We start from the raw sequence: 16,784 nt of genomic DNA on the forward strand, positions 1-16,784 counted from the left end.
GGTAGGCCTCGATAGCCACGGCCGTCAATAGACGGCAACACTTCGGCTACCTATCCGTTACACGTGAAGGCGCTTCGAGGGCGACCGGGGCGTCGTGCTTTCGCACGTGGCCCCTGTCGCCCTGGTGGAGATTCCGGGTCTACACGTTTGCGGCGACGTACTTGGTCTCCAGGTACTCCTCGATGCCCTCGCTGCCGCCCTCTCGTCCGACCCCGGACTGCTTCAGTCCGCCGAACGGGGCCGCGGGGTTGGACACGATGCCTTGATTGAGTCCGACCATCCCGAACTCGAGCGCCTCGATCACCCGGAAGCTGCGCCGCATCTCTGAGGTGTACACGTAGGCGGCGAGGCCGTACTGCGTGGAGTTGGCGATCGCCAGCGCCTCCTGCTCGCTGGAGAAGGAGGCGATAGGCGCGATGGGACCAAAGATCTCGTCCGTGAAGACTCGGGATCCTGGGTCCACGTCGGCGATGACGGTGGGCTGAAAGTAGTAGCCCGGCCCGTCGGCAGCGTTGCCCCCGGCAAGCACCCGACCGCCTCGCTGACGCGCGTCGTCCACGAACGCCCGCATGTTGTCGCGCGCCTTCGCGGTGATCAGCGGGCCGACCTGGACACCGGGCTCGCTGCCGCGCCCGACATTCAGCGCGCCCATTCGAACGGCCAAGCGTTCGGCGAAGTCGGCCGCGACGGACTCCGCGACGAGGAACCGGTTGGCCGCCGTGCAGGCCTCCCCGATGTTCCGCATCTTCGCGATCATCGCCCCCTCGACCGCCGCGTCCAGGTCCGCGTCGTCGAAGACGATGAACGGCGCGTTGCCGCCGAGCTCCATCGACACGCGCAGCACCTGGTGCGCCGACTGCGCGATGAGAGTGCGACCCACCTCCGTCGACCCGGTGAACGACATCTTGCGGAGCCGCGGGTCGGCGATCAGCGGTGCGGTCACGTCACCCGCCGCCGAGGTGGTGATCACATTGAGGACACCGTCCGGCAGTCCACTGTCGGACAGGATCTTGGCCAGTGCCAACATTGAGAGCGGCGTTTCGCGGGCCGGCTTGACGACCATGGTGCACCCGGCGGCGATCGCCGGTCCGATCTTGCGCGTACCCATCGCCATCGGAAAATTCCACGGCGTGATCAAAAGGCACGGCCCGACCGGCTGCTTCATCACCAGCAGACGGCCCTGGCCATTCGGCGCGACGGCGTAGCGCCCGTCGATCCGCACGGCTTCCTCGGAGAACCAGCGCAGGAACTCCGCCGCGTAGACGATCTCCGCCTTCGACTCGGCGAGCGGCTTACCCATCTCGAGGGTCATCAGCAGGGCGAGTTCGTCGGCACGGGCGATGAGCTGCTCGAACGCGCGTCGGAGGATGTCGGAGCGCTCCCGCGGCGGGCACTTTGCCCAGCCCGACTGCGCTGCCGCGGCCACGTCGAGCGCGGCCAGCGCATCGGCTGGCCCCGCGTCCGCCACCTGGCACAGCACCTCACCGGTCGACGGGTCGTACACCGGCAGCTGGCGCCCATCGGTAGCCGGCCGCCACCGCCCGCCGATCAGAAGCTCCTTCGGCACCGCCTCGACGACCACGCGTTCGTCTTCCTTCGAGGGGTTGCGGAAGGTGCGTGCGCCCTCTTCGATGGCCGACCGACTCACTTCGTCCTCCGTGTCACTGGTTGACCGGTCACCGCATCAGTCATCGACGGCTGGGACGGATACGGGACCGGGTGTCGTCCATGGTCAGCTGTCGAACAGTCCGGGGGTACGCGGGGACAGCGGGCGCTCCACCGCGTCCCAGTCGCTCGCCCGGTAGCCGGCGGTGAGCCCGCCGTCGCACATCACGACCGAGCCGGTCATGTACGAGGCGTCGTCGCTGAGCAGAAAACAGGCCACCGCGGCCAGCTCCGCCGGCTCGCCCGGGCGGTCCAGCGGAATCCGGGTCCGGTGCTTGCTCCAGATCGCGACGTCGTCGACTTCGGCCACGGTCGCGCGGGTGCGTACCCAACCCGGCGCCAGGGCGTTCACCCGGATGCCGTACCGGGCCAGGTCGACGGCGAGCGACCGGGCGAGCGCCATGACGGCGCCCTTCGACGTGTTGTAGATGATCTGCCCCTCCTCGCCGAAAAGCGAGGCGGTCGACGCGGTCAGGACCATCGCCCCGCCCCCGCGCCGGCTCATGTGCCGGGCGACGGTGCTCGTCACCGCGTACTGGCCGCGGGTGTTCACCCGCATCACCCGGTCGAAGTCCTCGATCGGGGTGTCGAGGATGTTCTCCCAGATGCCGATGCCGGCGTTGCTGGCCAGCAGGTCGACCCCGCCGAACGCGTCGCACGCGGCGGCGAGCGCCCGCTCCGCGGTGTCGGCGTCACCGATGTCGCCGGTGACCGTGACGACCTTCGCCCCTGACTCGGCGCGCAGCTTCTCCGCCACCTCTTTCAGGTGGGCCTCGTCCTGCGGCGCGGCGAGCAGGCACAGGGCGGCGCCCTCGGCCGCCAGCCGCTCGGCGATGGCCGCTCCGATGCCGTTGCTGGCGCCGGTGACCAGCGCGTTCTTACCTTCGAATCGCATGATGTCCGCCTCGCTCGCGTCGGGCTAGAGGATCTCTTCGCCGAGGTTTGCGTAGACGCCAGCGGTACGGAGCACGACGGGCGCCGTCACGTCCTGCAGCTCGCTGGCGATCTCGTCCAGGTGTGCGTAGTCCGGCAGGCCCCACACCGCGATGCAGCGCGGGTCAGGGCCGAGGTGGCCGATGCGGTCGGCAACGACGTGCAGCCGCAGTTCCGGGTGCCCGGCCGCGCGCTTGTCGAAGAACTCGGACACCTCCTCCGGCGTGGCGCCGGGGGCGAAATCGAGGTACTCGGCGTAGTAGGGACCGACCCGGCCGGCGACCGGCTCTCGCAGCGGCCGGTAGAAGCCCGCGCGGTCCAGCCGGCCGACCACCTCCATGGGCTTCTCGAACGCGTCGGCCTCGCCGGACCGGAAGGCCCGCTCCCACTCCCCCAGCAGCTCAACACCCGCCTTGCGGTTCAGCCACACGGCCAGGTACTCCGGCTCCGGACCGATCCGCCAGGTCCGTCCGAGGTTCAGCACCAGCTCGTCGTCGCCGTACTGCTTGGCCCACCCCGTCTGCCCGGCGCCCGCGATCGCGTGGAAGTGCTCGATGGAGATGCCCGGACGGCGGGAGATGTATTCGATGTAGACGATCATGTGGTAACGACTCCTTTCAGGGTGCGGTCAGTCGGTGAGGACGTGGACGGGGTGATCGGGCAGAACGACGCCGACGCTGTCGCCGACGTCGTGTGTCAGGGGCGTGCCGCCCACCGGCTCCTGTACGCGCAGGGTCATGCCGTCCAGGTCGACGTGGAACTGAACGCAGGATCCGAGGAACGCGATGTCCGAAATGGTGCCGGAGAGGCCCTCGTCGGCGGCCGTCGACAGCCGGAGGAGCTCGGGCCGTACCACCAGGGTCGCGTTGCGCTGCGGCAGCGTCTGCCGCAGCCGCAGGCGCTGCCCGGTCTCGACGACCTTGACCTCGGCGCCGTCCCCCGCACTGTCGAGCACCTCGACAGCCATCAGGTTCGCATCACCGACGAAACCGGAGACGAACTTGGTGGCCGAGCGGTGGTAGACCTCCGCCGGCGTGCCGATCTGCTCGATGCGGCCCGCGTTCATCACCACGACCCGGTTGGAGAGCGACATGGCCTCCTGCTGGTCGTGCGTGACATAGACAAAGGTCGTGCCGGTCTCTCGGTGGATGCGCCGCAGCTCGGCCTGCATGTTGATCCGGACCTTCTGGTCCAGTGCCGAGAGCGGCTCGTCGAGCAGCAGCACCTTCGGGCGCTTCACCAGCGCCCGGGCCAGGCTGATCCGCTGCGACTGCCCGCCGCTGAGCTGCGTCGCGCGCCGGTCGGCAAGCTCCTCCAGTCCGACCAGCTCCAGCGCCTCCCGCACGCGTCGCTCGATGTCCTGCTTGCCGACCTTGTCGATGCGCAGCCCGAAGGCGACGTTGTCGAAGACCGACAGATGCGGAAAGAGCAGGTAGCGCTGGAAGACGATGTTGACCGGGCGGCGGTGGGGTGGCACGTCGGTGATGTCCTTGCCGGCCAGGACCACGCGGCCGCGGTCCGGTCGTTCGAACCCGCCGATGATGCGCAGCAGCGTGGTCTTGCCGCACCCGCTCGGACCCAACAGCGACAGGATCTCACCGTCGTGGACCTCAAGGTCGACGCCGTGCAGGATCGGGATCTTGCCGAAGCTCTTGCTGATGCCAGTCAGGCTGAGAACGGTATTCACGAGGCCTTGACTCCCTTTCGAGCAGCCCTGCCCGCACGTGCCAGGACGGCGATCACGACGCCTGACAGGAAGGTGACGAGCAGGAGGAGGGTCGCGAACGCATTGATCGACGGGTCGATCGCACGACGCATCGCTGAGTAGATGACGAGCGGCACCGTGCTCTGGGGGCCGATGACGAAGAAGGTGATGAAGAATTCGTCGAAGCTCAGGACGAAGGAGAGCATGCCGCCGGCGACGAGCACCGGCCACGTCATCGGCAGCGTGACCCTCGTGAACCTCAGCAGCGACGAGGCCCCCAGGTCGGCGGCCAACTCGTCGTACTGCGGGTCGATCCGGTCCAGCACGGACTGGGCGACGAGCAGGAAGTACGGGAATGTGTACACCACGTGCGCGGCGGCCACGGTCCAGAGCGAGAGCTCGATGTCGAGCTTGGCGAACCACGCCAGCAGCGACAACCCGAGAAACAGGCCGGGCAGCGTGATGGGCGCGAAGAACAGCACCGCGAGCCATGGGCGTAGCCGGGGGTGCACGTGGGTCAGCCCGAACGCCGCCAGCGTGCCCAGAACGGTGGTGACGACCGCGCAGACTACCGCCACGATCAGGCTGTTTCGCAGGGCGGAGGTGTAGGTCGGGTCGGTCAGCACCGCCTCGTACCAGCGCAGCGAGAAGCCCTTGATCGGGAGGTTCAGGGTGCTGCCCGAGTTGAACGAGAACAGCACGACGACCGCGATCGGCAGGTACAGGAAGGCCAGGGCGACGGCCAGGTAGAGACCCGGCGCCCGCCGCCTGCTCCGCAGCAGACTCATGGCGCTCATCCCTTGATCACCACGGAGTTCAGGCCCAGCACGCGCAGGAATCCGGTCACCACGGCGTAGGCGAGCATGAACAGCAGCAGCACGATGATCGAGGTCGCCGCGCCGAGCGGGTAGTTGCCGAACTGGGTGAACTGCTGCGAGATCTGCAGGCCCACCATGTTCCCGTCCGTTCCGCCGAGGAACTGCGGAGTGACGTAGTCGCTCGCGGCCAGCACGAAGGTGTAGAGGAAGCCGGAGGCCGCCGCCGGCGCCACCAGCGGCAGGACGACCCGGCGCCACCGCTGCACCCGACCGGCACCGAGGTCGGCGGCCAGGTCGAGGAAGTCGCCGGGGATGTTGCGGAACGCGGCGTAGGCGACGAGGGCGACGTACGGCACGAAGATGTGCACCAGCGCGGCGACGACGGCCGGCTTCGAGAACAGCAGTGATCCGTCCCGCGGGGCCAGCCCGACCGGTCCGAGGAGCTGCGTGAGCAGCCCGTCGTTGCCGAGGATCACCCGCCACGCGTAGATCCGGACGAGGTAGCTGGTGAACATCGAGAACACGACGAGCGCCAGCAGCGGGTACTCCAGGCGCCCGGCGCGGTAGCGCATCGCGTAGGCGAGCGGCACCCCGAGCGCCAGACTCAGCACCGCGGTGACGAACCCGATCCCGAGGGCGTTCAGGGTGAGCCGACGGGTCAGGTCCGACCCCACCGCCGAGGTGAAGTTCGACAGGGTGAAGGTGCCCGTCACCTCGTAGAACCCGCCCTGCAGGAAGGCGTAGACGGTGAACACCAGGAAGGGCGCCACCAGGAGGAAACCCAGGACGACAACCGCCGGCAGGGTCAGCAGCCACCCGCGCCGACGAGCCGGTGCGGGGGGCGGTGCGGCGGCGACGTCCGCCACGTCCGCTTGAGGGGGCGGTACGACGGCGACAGCCATCACGCGCCTCCCTGGATGTTCGACCACTCGCTGAGCCACTCCTCGTGCTGCACGATCCCCGACCGCCCCTTGTCCGGGAAGCCGAAGACCGGGGCCTTGGTGAAGAACTCCTCGAGGTTGTCGTAGGGGTAGAGCTTCTGCTGCTTGGCCGGCAGCAGCTTGACCGCCTCCGGCGAGGTCACGGCCGTGCCGAGCGCCACCGCGGCCTCCGCCTGCACCTCCGGCGAGAGGGCCTGGTTGACCCAGGCGTACGCGGTGTCGCGGTTGCGCGTCGTCTTGGGCACCGCCCACGCGTCGCAGGAGGTGTAGGTGCCCTCCTTCGGGATGATGCTTTCCACCTTGGCGCCCTTGTCCCCGGCCCACAGCCCGACCGTCGACCAGCCGGCGAAGGAGGCGATCACCTCACCGCTGACCAGCTGGTTGGTGAGGTCACCGAAGGAGGGCGCGAAACCCTTGATCTGCCCGCGGAACCGGCGGAGCAGGTCGACGATCTGCTTGAACTGGTCCTGCGTGTAGTTGGGGACGTCGAAGCCGAGGATCCGGCCGCCGAGGGTGAACGCGGCGGTGGCGTCGGGAACCCATCCGATCTTGCCCTTGAACTCGGGCTTCAGCAGGTCGAGCCACGACTCGGGCTTCGGCATGCGGTCGGTGCGGTAGTCAAGCGTGGTGGCGCTCCAGAACATCGGAATGCCCCACTGCTTGCCGTCGATGTTCCAGAACCTCGCCGCGGCGTCGCCCTCGCGGAAGAACGGGAAGAGCTTCGCGGCGTTCGGGATGTGAGCCAGGTCGAGCGGCTCAATGATCTCCAACGGCTTCTTGGAGTACAGGGGTCCGTACGCCTGGTAATAGGTGATGAGGTCGTAGCCGACGCTGGAGCCGGACTTGATCTTCGCGAGGATGTCGTCGCTCGTCGAGATGTAGGTGGGGTTGACCTTGACGCTCTTCGCGCCCTGCCACGCCATCATCTTCTTCGATCCGGTGAGGTCGTATCCCTCCCAGGACAGGTAGTTCAGCGCCCCACCGACCTTGTCCCCCACGGCGGGCACCGCTGCGGACTTCCCACCGTCGCCGCAGGCGGCCAGGAGGGTCGGCGCGGACACGGCGAGGGCGGCGAGGAGCCCTCCCCGGCGCAGCAGACCGCGGCGAGTCAGACCCTGCGCGTTCATCGGCATCTCAGCCATGTGTCTCTCCTGTCACACATCGACTCGGTGGCAGGTACTGTTCCACCGCACGGACGGCTTGTCCATAGGGCGGTACAAACTTTCTGGCCGGCCACCCACCCGCGATCCCGGCACTCGTGCCGAGATGCGGCGGACCCACCCCTACCACCTGCAACAGTTTGGCTACGGCACCTCGGAATCAGGGATGCACTGTGGCCTGTACAGCGGGCGCCGCGCTCCGCTATAGTCCCGCCCAACGGTCAGCCTGACCGCCAAGCGGGACAACGGGAGACTTCATGCCACCGGTGAATGTGCTCAGCAAGGCCGACCGGGTGCTGGAACTGCTCGCCGACCAGGGCGAGATGCCGATCGCCGGGCTCATCGAGGCGCTGGACGAGCCCCGGACGAGCGTGTACCGCCTCCTCGAGAGCATGCAGGAACTCGGGTGGGTGGAGCCAGGGGGGCGCCGGGGGCATTACCGGCTCGGGCTCAAGGTGTTCCGGCTGGGCGCGGCGGTTGCCCGCCGCTTCGACGAGCGTCAGGCGGCGCTGCCCGTCATGGAGCGGCTGCACGAGGAGACCGGCGAAACCGTTTTCCTGTGCGTGCGTCAGGGGCTCGAGGCGGTGTGCATCGAGCGCATCGACGGCGCGCGCGTCCAGATTCTCGAGCTCCGGCTCGGCGGCCGGCTGCCGTTGCACGTCGGTGGGGCACCTCGTGCCCTCCTCGCCTTCGGCGGCGAAGCCCTCTGGGACGAGTACCTGTTCCGCGCGCCGCTCAACACCTACACAAACAAGACCCTGAACACCCCCGAACTGGTGCGGCAGTCCCTGATGGACGACGCGAACGCGGGAATCGTCATCAGCAACCAGGACGTCACCCTCGGCATCGCGTCGATCGCCGCGCCCGTCTTCAACCACACCGGCAAGGTCAGCGCCGCGCTGTCACTGGCCGGCGTGGCTCCCGTACTGCTCGGTGACAACCGGCAGCGACACGAGTCGATGGTGCGGGAGGCGGCCGCGGAGGTCTCCCGCGCGCTCGGCTACTCCAGTTAGGAGAAACGTTTTGTCTGACGGACCAACCCCCGTCGTACGTCGTGATCAGGGACGAGAGTTCCTCGCGCTCGGTGCGCCGGTCTACCGACTGGTGCATCCGAAGACCGTGGGCTCCGTCGGGGTCGGCGTTTCGCTGTGCGTCATGCAGCCGGGCCAGGAGGTCCGCCGCCACCGGCACGACTACGAAGAGGCCTATTACGTGGTGCGCGGCACCGGCCTGATGTATCTCGAGGACCACGAGCCCATCCGCTTGGAGCCCGGGCTGTCCGTCTACATCGCGGCGAACCGCGTGCACGGACAGGTCAATGACGGTTCGGAGACGCTCGAGATCGTGTGCTCCCTGTCGCCTCCCCCGATCGAGGGACAGGTTCCGGAATTCGTGGAGGAGGACCAGTGAGTGCAGCAGCCGATGACGGCGAGCTGATCGCCCGCATCAAGGAGAAGGCGCTCTTCGCCCGCGAGGAGACGGTGCGCCTGACCGGCATCGCGAAGACCGGGCACTACGCCTCGGCCTTTTCGTGCGCGGAGATCCTCGCGACGCTCTACTACGGCGGGATCATGCGGCTGAAGCCGGGCGAGCCGCAGTGGAAGGAACGCGACCGCTTCCTGTTCGGCAAGGGCCACGCGGCGATCGCGCTTTACCCCTTCCTCGCCGACTACGGCTTCTTCGACAAGTCGGTGCTCGACGAGTACACCCGGCTCGGCAACCCGCTCGGCGACCACCCGGACATGCGCAAGGTGCCGGGCATCGACTTCAGCTCCGGCTCCCTTGGCCACGCGCTCTCCGCCGGTCTCGGCATGGCCCTCGGCGGCCGGCTCAACAACATCGACTACAACGTGTTCGTCCTGCTCGGCGACGGCGAGCAGCACGAGGGCCAGGTGTGGGAGGCGGCCCTGTCCGCCGCTCACCACCGCACCGGCAACCTCATCGCGATCGTCGACCGCAACGAGTACAGCCTCGACGGCAAGGTCGACGACGTCATCGGCATCGAGCCAGTGCTCGACAAGTGGCAGGCGTTCGGCTGGAACACCATCGACATCGACGGCCACGACGTACCGCAGGTGCTGCAGGCCCTGCGCGACGCAACCGCCGCCAGCCACGACGGCAAGCCGACCGTGATCGTGGCCCACACCGTCAAGGGCAAGGGGATCCCCTACATGGAGACCGAGTTCGGCTGGCATCTCGGCTACCTGCACCCCTCGGACGAGAAACTCGCCCTCGCGCACCTGAGGAGCAACGCGTGACCACCACCGAACCCGAGCTGCACCCCGACTCCTGGCACCTGCTCATGCTGCTGGACCAGGCGCCCGGGTTCGCCGCCATCTCGCAGGCCCTCATCGAGCTGACCGACGAGGGACACCCGATCGCGGTCGCCACCGCGGACCTGAAGTACTCCAACGGCCTGGTGCGTTTCCAGGAGAAGCACCCGGAGCGGTTCCTGCAGTTCGGCATCTCCGAGCAGAACATGGTGTCGGCGTCGGCCGGCCTGGCGACCACCGGGGTGCTGCCGTACACCGCGACGTTCGCGTCGTTCCTGGCGCTGCTGTGCTGCGAGCAGATCCGGACCGACGTGGCGTACTGCAACCAGCCGGTCCGGCTGATCGGCCACCACGCCGGCATCAGCCTCGGCTTCTACGGCACCTCGCACCACGCCACCGAGGATCTGGCGATCATGCGCAGCATCGCCAACATGACGGTGATCGCACCGTCGGATCCGGCCCAGTTCGGCGCGGCGATCCGCGCCACGGTCAACCACCCCGGACCGATCTACTTCCGCGCCTCGCGCGGCCGCGACCCGATCATCTACGAGGACGGCTGCGAGTTCGAGCTGGGGCGCGCCATCGCGCACGGGGAGGGCAGCGACCTCATGCTGATCGCCACCGGATCGTCGGTCCACCCGACGCTGGCGGCGGCCGAGCTGCTCCGCGCGAAGGGGGTCTCGGTGGGCGTGCTCGACATGCACACCGTGAAGCCGCTGGACCGGGACGCCGTGCTGGCCGCAGCGCGGGCGCGCCGTCTCATGACCGTCGAGGAGCACAACGTGCTCGGCGGGCTGGGCGGTGCGGTCGCCGAGGTGCTCACCGAGGAGGGCGTGGCCACCAAGCTGCACCGGCACGGGATCAAGGACGAGTACAGCCTGATCGGTCCGCCGACCCACCTGTACCGCCACTACGAGCTGGACGCCGAGGGCATCGCGCAGGTCGCGCTGCGCTTCCTGGACGCCTGAACGGAAAGGTTGATCAATCATGAGGGCGGTTGTCTTCACCGGGGCCGGCGGCAACGAGGTCATCGACCTCGTCGAGCGGCCGGACCCGGTGCCGACGGGCAACGATGTTCGGGTCCGCGTCCGCTACGCCGGGCTGAACCCGGCCGACGCGCAGCAGCGCAACGGGATCTACCCGGCCCCGCCGGGCAGCCCCGCGGACATTCCCGGGCTCGAGGTGTCGGGCGTCGTCGAGGCCATCGGTGAGTCGGTCACCACGTGGCAGCCCGGCGACCGGGTGTTCGGGCTGGTGGGCGGCGGCGGCCTCGCCGACCGGGTGATCGTCAACGAGCGGCACCTCGCGCGGGTGCCGGACTCGCTGGCGGACGCCGACGCCGCGGCCGTGCCGGAGGCGTACATGACCGCGCACGACGCGATCCGGTCGCAGGCCGGGCTGCGGATGGGCGAGACGCTCCTCGTGCACGGGGCCGCCGGTGGGGTCGGCAGCGCAGCCGTACAGATCGGGCTCGCGGCCGGCGCACGGGTCATCGGCGTCGTCCGCAGCGAGTCGTCGCACCAGGCGGTGAAGGCACTCGGCGCGGAGGTCGTCCACGACGCCGACTTCGCGGCCGAAGTCGCCGAACTCACCGGCGGTCGGGGGGCCGACGTCATCCTGGAACTGGTGGGCGCCCCGCACTTCCCCGCGAACCTCGAGGCGATCGCCGTACGTGGACGGATCATCGTCGTCGGCGTCGGTGCGGGCAGTGAGGTCCAGATTCCCCTGCTGCGACTGATGCAGAAGCGGATTCGCGTGCAGGGAACCGTCCTGCGGGCGCGGCCCATCGAGCAGAAGGCGGAGGTCGTCCGCGCCTTCGAACGGGAGGTGCTGCCGGCGCTGGCTAGTGGACGGGTCCGGCCGGTCATCGACCAGATTTTCCCGGCCGAGCAGGTGAGGTCGGCATTCGACCGTCTTGAGGGCAAGGGCAAGGTCGGCAAGGTCCTGTTGGATTTCGGCGTTTGAGCAGGAACTGCCCGCTCCGCACGCCGCTGCGGAGCGGGCAGTCGGCGGCGCTACCGGGTCGCCCGAGCCAACACGCCGAACATCGGCGTTGTGCGGGGGAAATTGGCAGGATGGGGCCATGGCCACGGTCGCAGTGATCGGTCTGGGTGGGATGGGTAGCCGGATGGCGGGCCGGTTGCTCGATGCCGGGCATGATCTCGTTGTCTGGAACCGCACCCGGCAGCGCGCCGACGATCTTGTGGCGCGTGGCGCGGTCGCTGCCGACAGCCCGGCGCAGGCTGCCCGGCACGCCGACCTGGTCATCACCATGCTGTCCGACCCGGCTGCGCTGCAAGAGGTGGCCGAGGGCCCGCAGGGCATCCTCGCCGGTGCCACCGCGTCGACGACGCTCGTTGAGATGTCCACGGTCGGGCCGGCCGCCGTGCGACGGTTGGCCGCGATGCTGCCGGCCGGTGTCGACCTGCTCGACGCGCCGGTGCTGGGCAGCGTCTCGGAGGCCGAGGCGGGTTCGCTACGGATCTTCGTCGGAGGGCCGGAGCCGCTTGTCCAACGGTGGATCCCGGTGTTGGGCGCGCTCGGCTCGCCGATGCACGTCGGACCGCTCGGCGCCGGCGCGGCGGCCAAACTGGTCGCCAATTCGACCCTCCTCGGGGTGCTCACTGTTCTCGGCGAGGCGCTCGCTCTCGCCGACGGGCTTGGTCTGCCGCGTGACATGGCGTTCGAGGTCTTGTCCGCGACTCCCGTCGGCTCGCAAGCCGATCGGCGGCGACCAGCGATCGAATCGGGGCAGTTCCCGCTCCGGTTCGCGCTGTCACTCGCCCGTAAGGACGCCGAGCTGGTCGCGTCGGCCGCCGAGTCGGCCGGCGTCGAACTGCCGGTCGCGGCGGCCGCCGGCCAGTGGGTCGCGGCAGCCCAGGAAGCCGGCCTCGGCGACCGGGACTACTCGGCCGTCATCGCGCACATCATCGACGCTGCCCGATCAGCCTGAGACCTGATCACCAAGGGCACCCCCGCACGGGGCCTCGGCTCCTTCCCCTCACCACCCTGGTCGACCCTTGGACAATCGCACTGCCGGGGCCGCGCGATCCCCGGCCGGACGCCACAACGGGTGGACCATGGTGCCGTTCGGGAGCGCGAACGGATCCCGGGCGACGTAGCCGTGCCGGCCATAGAGGGCAGCCTCGGCGAGGGTCGTGGCCTCGGCATAGGCGGGAAGCACAAGACGGTCCATCCGGACGAGGCAGCTGGCGAGCAGGACGGAGGCGCGGGCGACGCGCCCGGCGGCCGCCGGGACCGCGAGAAACGCCAGGTGGTTGTGCGTATCGGTGGGACGGTGGGCCTTGAGGACGCGGTCCAGGCAACGGAAGCGGTCCAGGTGGTCACCGCAGGCAGCGGCGAGCCGTTGGCGGTAGCTGGCCGGCGGCGGAAAGGGACGGTAGCGGTGGAACCAGACGGCGGCGGCGGAGCGGTCAGCGAGGAGAAAGACGTCGCCGACGAGAAGGGCGTGTTCGATCCAGATCCGGGAGACGGCGGTGAGCAGGGAGCGTCGCTGGTCTTCATCAGGCACGAGCCACGCGCCGATCGCCGCGGCGGGCAGGGAGTCGGCGACGAGGCTGGCGATCTCGCCGATGTCGCACCAGCGGGCGCGGACCGTGGGCAGTATGCCGGTCATGGGGAAACTCCGGTGAAGTAGGCGCGGTCGCCCGGTGGGCGGCAGCGCCGTCCACCAGGAGAGGGTGTGCAGTCAGGTCAGGTCGCCGGCCGCTGAAGCGGACGTGCCGGTGCGCGCCGCCGTCGCGTCACGGATCAAGGCTGGCGAAGGAGAAGCGACAGTCCGGCTGACCGGGCGTGCGCGGGGACACCCCGGCCACGGCGCGGTGGCGCCACGACGGATGCTCAGGCAGGTCTGGTGCCGGGCTGGGGCGATCGTTGGGCGAACGTGTCGCACCGGGACGGAGCGCAGCGCTTGGATGCCAGCTCCGGCGTCCACGGATGCGGTGAGATGTCGGCCGCCGTCGCCGCACCGGCGCCTGCGGAAGCGGAACTGGTCGCGCCGCCGGACGAGATCGGAGTCAGGCCGCCGGTGCCCGTCCCACCGACAGGTTCGCGACTCACGTCGGCGGCAGCACCTGCGGCCGGCTCGCCGCCGCTGCAACGCGCCGCCGTCCCGATCCAGTACGGCGGGGCCGGCCCGGCTTCCGGATGCGCCGGGGTCACAACTGGTGCCCGAACGGGGTGCTCGGGCGGAGTGATGGTGACCGGCACCGCACCGGCAGGCCCGGGCTGCGCTGCGACCGGACCGCCGGGCGGGAGCATCAGGTCCGGTTGGCCGAGGATCGGCCGGGTCACCCCGAGCACCGGGGCGAGGACGGGGGCCAGTGTCTCGACGACCGGGTCGGCCACCGGCCGGACAACGGCGCCAACGGGTTCGAGCAGTCCCGTCCCAACGATCTCCTGCACCACCGGCGCCGCGGCACCCGCGACCGGACGCGCCACCGGCGCGACGGCCTCGACGGCTCCCGCCGCCGTACCGGCCGACCGGTCCACCACGCGACGCACCGGCGCCGCCGCCGCCGGCAGATCATGGGGCGGGACCAGCACCGCCGGGTCGGGCTCGGCGCGAGCAGGTGCCCGGGTGCCGGCTGTCCCCGCGGTCACCGGGGCCGGCTCGCGCACCGCGTCGGTCCCGGCGGGGCCGCGGTCGACCGTCGCCGACCCTACGGACGAGACGTGCGGGCGCGACAGGACACCGTCAACCGCCGCCCCGGCGCCGTCGAGCAGATCGCCGACGATGCCCGGGCCCGGCTCGCCAACGGCGTACGCGGGATCGTCCATGATCGCGTCGTAGGCGCACCAGGTGGCGATGACGCCACCGAACAGGAGCATCCCGCGCAACGTCGCCTGAGCGAGTCGTCGGCCGCGACGCCGCACCACGGGCATCCTCCCCGGTCGTCCACTTTCCCCCAGCAACTATCGCCGATCCGCAGTCAGCCGGTCACCCTCCGACGCACCGGATTGGCGCCATCCGCACCTCGACCTACTCCGGGGCTCCCCAGGCATGGGGCGCGAAATCCAGGTCCTCGTCGTCGGCCACATCGGCGCAGGGCACCACCCGGACGGCGCCGGTGTGCGCCCGCAGGTACGGCCGGGCGCCGACGTCGCCCACGGCCAGAGCCGCCACGCCCGCCCAGTGGTCACGTCCGAGCAGCACCGGATGGCCGGAGCGGCCGTTGTCGTAGCCGGCCATGACCAGCTCCGCGCGGCCGGCGTCGGCGGCGACCCGCCGCACCGCCGCGGCCGTCATGCCCGGCATGTCGACCAGGATCACCACGGTCGCGGCGGCGCCCGTCTCCGCGAGCGCGGCCAGCCCGGCTCGCAGGGACGAGCCCATGCCGGTGGTCCAGTCAGGATTGTCGACGACCACGACCCCGTCGAGGTCGGCCCGGGCCCGGACGTCATCGGCCGCCGCGCCGAGCACCACGACCACCGGGGCGCAGCCCGCCGCGCGAAGCACGGCGACCGACCGATCGACCAGTAGCTGCCCGTCGTGGCGGACGAGGGCCTTCGGCATGCCGAAGCGGCGTCCGCCGCCGGCGGCGAGAACAAGCCCGGCCACCCTCATCGACGGAGGCTAGCATGCTGCGTGACGTCGAACGTTCTGCTGATCGGGGCGGGTTCTCAGCCGGGCAGGCGCAGCGCGAGGAAGAGATCGACCCGGTCCTCGAAGCGGTTCAGGTCGCGACCGGTGAGCTGCTCGACCCGGCCGATCCGGTACCGCAGCGTGTTCACGTGCACGTGGAGCAGTTCCGCGCAGCGGGTCCAGGAGCCGGAACAGTCCAGGAACGTTTCCAGGGTCTGTACCAGGCGGGCGTCGTGCACCCGGTCGTACTCGACGAGCGGGCCGAGCAGCCGGTCCCGGAACGCCCGCCGGGTGTCGGTCGGCACGCCGGCCAGCAGCAGCAGATGCGAGGCAAGCTCGTCGGCCGACACGACGGTGGCCCGACCCGGCCGGTCGATCGCCGCGCGCCACGCGTGCCGGGCCTCCTCCACCGCGCCGGGCAGCGCGACGGCACCCGCAGCCGGGCCGCTGATCCCGACGGCCAGCCGGCCGGCCCCCAGCGCCGGCACCAGCGCCGCAATCCCGGCCCGTACGGTGTCGAGAACGGTCGACGCCGGCTGAGCCGGCGCGGACACGACGGCGAGTACGCCGTCCGGTCGGTCGGCGGCCAGCCCGGCGACCACGGTCTGCGGCGCGCACGGCCGGAGGATCTCCTCGACCACGGCCACGGCCAGCTCCGCGGGCCCGGGCAGCCCGGTCAGGCTCGCGGTCAGGGCGAGGAACGTCGAATCCGGTGACAGCCCGCACGACGACAGCCGCGCGCGCAGCTCAGCGAGATCGCCGCCGGAGTCGAGCAGCGAGCCGACCCGGTCGGCGAGCCGCCGCTCCACCCGGGTCGCCTCGTCGGCCTGGGCCCGCGCCAGCGCGACCAGGCTGACCAGTTCGTCGGCCGCATCGGGCAGCGGGGCGCGGGCGGTACCGGCGGTCACCGCGAGCAGCCAGGACGCCAACCGGTGCTCGGGCCGGCCCGGCACGGCGAGCACGGTCAGCGGCCGCCCGGCCACAGTGACCGCCACGGGTAGCCGGTCGGCCGCGACGAACGCCGCGGCCAGGTCGGCCCGGCCGGCGGCGTCCAGGCCCGCGGTGCCTGCGACGATCCGGCCGGTCGGGGTCAGCACCCAGCAGTCCACGCCCAGGTCGGCGGCGACCGGCGAGAGCAGGTCGCCCAGCCGCGCCCCCGCGGCCATGGCCGCAACCAGGCCGCGGTGCCGGACCAGCACGGACGCCAGGCCGGTCGCCCGCCGCGCCCACAGCGACGGGTTGACCTCGTCGAGGATGTCCCGGAAGGACACCTCGACCGGGACCTCGAACAACGGCACCTGGTGGACCCGGCACGCCTCGACCAGGTCCGCCGGCACCGAGCCGTACGCCGCGTCGCCGGCGCCGATCGCGGCCACGCCGGCCGCCGCGCAGGCCGCCACGAAGGTCTCCGAGTCGGCCGGCGCCCGCCGCCACATCAACCCCGTCAGCACGACCTCGCCGCCGGACAGGTACCGGCGGGGGTCGAGCAGGTCGGTGATGTACAAGCGGGTGAGCGGCCGGTCCAGGTCGTCGGCGCCGGCCAGCACCGACAGCCGCAGCTGTGGCATGGCCAACACCTCGCGCAGCAGCATCGCTGACCTTCCCGTTCGGGCCGATCGATCGCCCGGCTTGTAGGAACGTACGAAAAGCCTACGGCGGGCGTGCCTCGGATTCGGTGTCCGAG

17 protein-coding genes are annotated in these 16,784 nt (G+C 70.5%); 6 read left to right on the forward strand and 11 right to left on the reverse strand.

The annotated features are described in order from the left end of the window. Positions 1–139 precede the first annotated feature (139 nt). From GA0070624_RS24510 to GA0070624_RS24540, 7 genes are all read right to left on the reverse strand, one after another. Positions 140–1,648 carry an NAD-dependent succinate-semialdehyde dehydrogenase gene (locus GA0070624_RS24510; RefSeq protein ID WP_245718962.1) on the reverse strand — a complete coding sequence of 503 codons (1,509 nt, stop codon included), beginning with the start codon at positions 1,646–1,648 and terminating at the stop codon, positions 140–142. Positions 1,649–1,732: 84 nt separating this feature from the next. Further along, the gene (locus GA0070624_RS24515) at positions 1,733–2,560 is read right to left on the reverse strand and encodes an SDR family NAD(P)-dependent oxidoreductase (RefSeq protein ID WP_091345061.1); all 828 of its coding nucleotides are present in this window, start codon (positions 2,558–2,560) and stop codon (positions 1,733–1,735) included. A gap of 24 nt (positions 2,561–2,584) precedes the next feature. Further along, the gene (locus tag GA0070624_RS24520) at positions 2,585–3,199 is read right to left on the reverse strand and encodes a hypothetical protein (protein ID WP_091345063.1); all 615 of its coding nucleotides are present in this window, start codon (positions 3,197–3,199) and stop codon (positions 2,585–2,587) included. 27 nt (positions 3,200–3,226) lie between these two features. Further along, entirely contained in the window at positions 3,227–4,285 is a 1,059-nt protein-coding gene (locus GA0070624_RS24525) for an ABC transporter ATP-binding protein (RefSeq protein WP_091345065.1), read from the reverse strand. Further along, complete coding sequence (locus GA0070624_RS24530) at positions 4,282–5,091, reverse strand: ABC transporter permease (protein ID WP_176731854.1); 810 nt, start codon at positions 5,089–5,091, stop codon at positions 4,282–4,284. The genes GA0070624_RS24525 and GA0070624_RS24530 overlap by 4 nt, the downstream gene beginning before the upstream one ends. Before the next feature lie 5 nt (positions 5,092–5,096). Then, positions 5,097–6,023, reverse strand: coding sequence for an ABC transporter permease (locus GA0070624_RS24535; protein ID WP_091345071.1), 927 nt, complete (start codon positions 6,021–6,023; stop codon positions 5,097–5,099). Next, entirely contained in the window at positions 6,023–7,204 is a 1,182-nt protein-coding gene (locus tag GA0070624_RS24540; protein ID WP_091345073.1) for an ABC transporter substrate-binding protein, read from the reverse strand. Before GA0070624_RS24540 ends, GA0070624_RS24535 begins: the two co-directional genes overlap by 1 nt. A gap of 275 nt (positions 7,205–7,479) precedes the next feature. Here GA0070624_RS24540 and GA0070624_RS24545 point away from each other — a divergent pair, with 275 nt between their 5' ends. The 6 genes from GA0070624_RS24545 to GA0070624_RS24570 all read left to right on the forward strand — a co-directional run bounded on the left by GA0070624_RS24545 (position 7,480) and on the right by GA0070624_RS24570 (position 12,448). Then, positions 7,480–8,235 (forward strand): IclR family transcriptional regulator, encoded by a 756-nt coding sequence (locus GA0070624_RS24545; RefSeq protein ID WP_091345075.1) that lies wholly within the window; start codon positions 7,480–7,482, stop codon positions 8,233–8,235. A 10-nt stretch (positions 8,236–8,245) separates the two neighbouring features. After that, a complete protein-coding gene (locus GA0070624_RS24550; RefSeq protein WP_141715154.1) occupies positions 8,246–8,632 on the forward strand; it encodes a cupin domain-containing protein in 387 nt (128 codons plus the stop codon). Next, positions 8,629–9,480 carry a transketolase gene (locus GA0070624_RS24555; RefSeq protein WP_218105282.1) on the forward strand — a complete coding sequence of 284 codons (852 nt, stop codon included), beginning with the start codon at positions 8,629–8,631 and terminating at the stop codon, positions 9,478–9,480. Before GA0070624_RS24550 ends, GA0070624_RS24555 begins: the two co-directional genes overlap by 4 nt. Then, entirely contained in the window at positions 9,477–10,463 is a 987-nt protein-coding gene (locus tag GA0070624_RS24560; RefSeq protein WP_218105283.1) for a transketolase family protein, read from the forward strand. Before GA0070624_RS24555 ends, GA0070624_RS24560 begins: the two co-directional genes overlap by 4 nt. Before the next feature lie 19 nt (positions 10,464–10,482). Then, entirely contained in the window at positions 10,483–11,460 is a 978-nt protein-coding gene (locus tag GA0070624_RS24565) for an NAD(P)H-quinone oxidoreductase (protein WP_091345079.1), read from the forward strand. A gap of 118 nt (positions 11,461–11,578) precedes the next feature. After that, on the forward strand, positions 11,579–12,448 hold the full coding sequence (locus GA0070624_RS24570; RefSeq protein ID WP_091345080.1) for an NAD(P)-dependent oxidoreductase: 870 nt from the start codon (positions 11,579–11,581) through the stop codon (positions 12,446–12,448). A 48-nt stretch (positions 12,449–12,496) separates the two neighbouring features. Here the strand turns inward: GA0070624_RS24570 and GA0070624_RS24575 are convergent, their stop codons facing one another. The 4 genes from GA0070624_RS24575 to GA0070624_RS24590 form a co-directional block, all read right to left on the reverse strand. Next, positions 12,497–13,132, reverse strand: coding sequence for a hypothetical protein (locus tag GA0070624_RS24575; RefSeq protein WP_091345082.1), 636 nt, complete (start codon positions 13,130–13,132; stop codon positions 12,497–12,499). 224 nt (positions 13,133–13,356) lie between these two features. After that, positions 13,357–14,346 carry a hypothetical protein gene (locus GA0070624_RS24580; protein WP_091345084.1) on the reverse strand — a complete coding sequence of 330 codons (990 nt, stop codon included), beginning with the start codon at positions 14,344–14,346 and terminating at the stop codon, positions 13,357–13,359. Between the two features lie 151 nt (positions 14,347–14,497). Further along, on the reverse strand, positions 14,498–15,082 hold the full coding sequence (locus tag GA0070624_RS24585; RefSeq protein ID WP_091345086.1) for a nucleotidyltransferase family protein: 585 nt from the start codon (positions 15,080–15,082) through the stop codon (positions 14,498–14,500). 56 nt (positions 15,083–15,138) lie between these two features. Next, positions 15,139–16,668: a PucR family transcriptional regulator gene (locus GA0070624_RS24590; protein WP_218105284.1), complete on the reverse strand. Its 1,530-nt coding sequence runs from the start codon at positions 16,666–16,668 to the stop codon at positions 15,139–15,141. Between the last annotated feature and the right edge of the window lie 116 nt (positions 16,669–16,784).

Origin of the sequence: Micromonospora rhizosphaerae (genome assembly GCF_900091465.1) — a bacterium.
Classification (GTDB): Bacteria; Actinomycetota; Actinomycetes; order Mycobacteriales; family Micromonosporaceae; genus Micromonospora; species Micromonospora rhizosphaerae.

Coding starts and splice junctions, on each gene's coding strand:
- GA0070624_RS24575 (WP_091345082.1), bottom strand. CDS start 13,132: ATGACCGGCATACTGCCCACGGTCCGCGCCCGCTGGTGCGACATCGGC.
- GA0070624_RS24580 (WP_091345084.1), bottom strand. CDS start 14,346: ATGCTCCTGTTCGGTGGCGTCATCGCCACCTGGTGCGCCTACGACGCG.
- GA0070624_RS24535 (WP_091345071.1), bottom strand. CDS start 6,023: ATGGCTGTCGCCGTCGTACCGCCCCCTCAAGCGGACGTGGCGGACGTC.
- GA0070624_RS24540 (WP_091345073.1), bottom strand. CDS start 7,204: ATGGCTGAGATGCCGATGAACGCGCAGGGTCTGACTCGCCGCGGTCTG.
- GA0070624_RS24570 (WP_091345080.1), top strand. CDS start 11,579: ATGGCCACGGTCGCAGTGATCGGTCTGGGTGGGATGGGTAGCCGGATG.
- GA0070624_RS24515 (WP_091345061.1), bottom strand. CDS start 2,560: ATGCGATTCGAAGGTAAGAACGCGCTGGTCACCGGCGCCAGCAACGGC.
- GA0070624_RS24545 (WP_091345075.1), top strand. CDS start 7,480: ATGCCACCGGTGAATGTGCTCAGCAAGGCCGACCGGGTGCTGGAACTG.
- GA0070624_RS24585 (WP_091345086.1), bottom strand. CDS start 15,082: ATGAGGGTGGCCGGGCTTGTTCTCGCCGCCGGCGGCGGACGCCGCTTC.
- GA0070624_RS24590 (WP_218105284.1), bottom strand. CDS start 16,668: ATGCCACAGCTGCGGCTGTCGGTGCTGGCCGGCGCCGACGACCTGGAC.
- GA0070624_RS24565 (WP_091345079.1), top strand. CDS start 10,483: ATGAGGGCGGTTGTCTTCACCGGGGCCGGCGGCAACGAGGTCATCGAC.
- GA0070624_RS24530 (WP_176731854.1), bottom strand. CDS start 5,091: ATGAGTCTGCTGCGGAGCAGGCGGCGGGCGCCGGGTCTCTACCTGGCC.
- GA0070624_RS24520 (WP_091345063.1), bottom strand. CDS start 3,199: ATGATCGTCTACATCGAATACATCTCCCGCCGTCCGGGCATCTCCATC.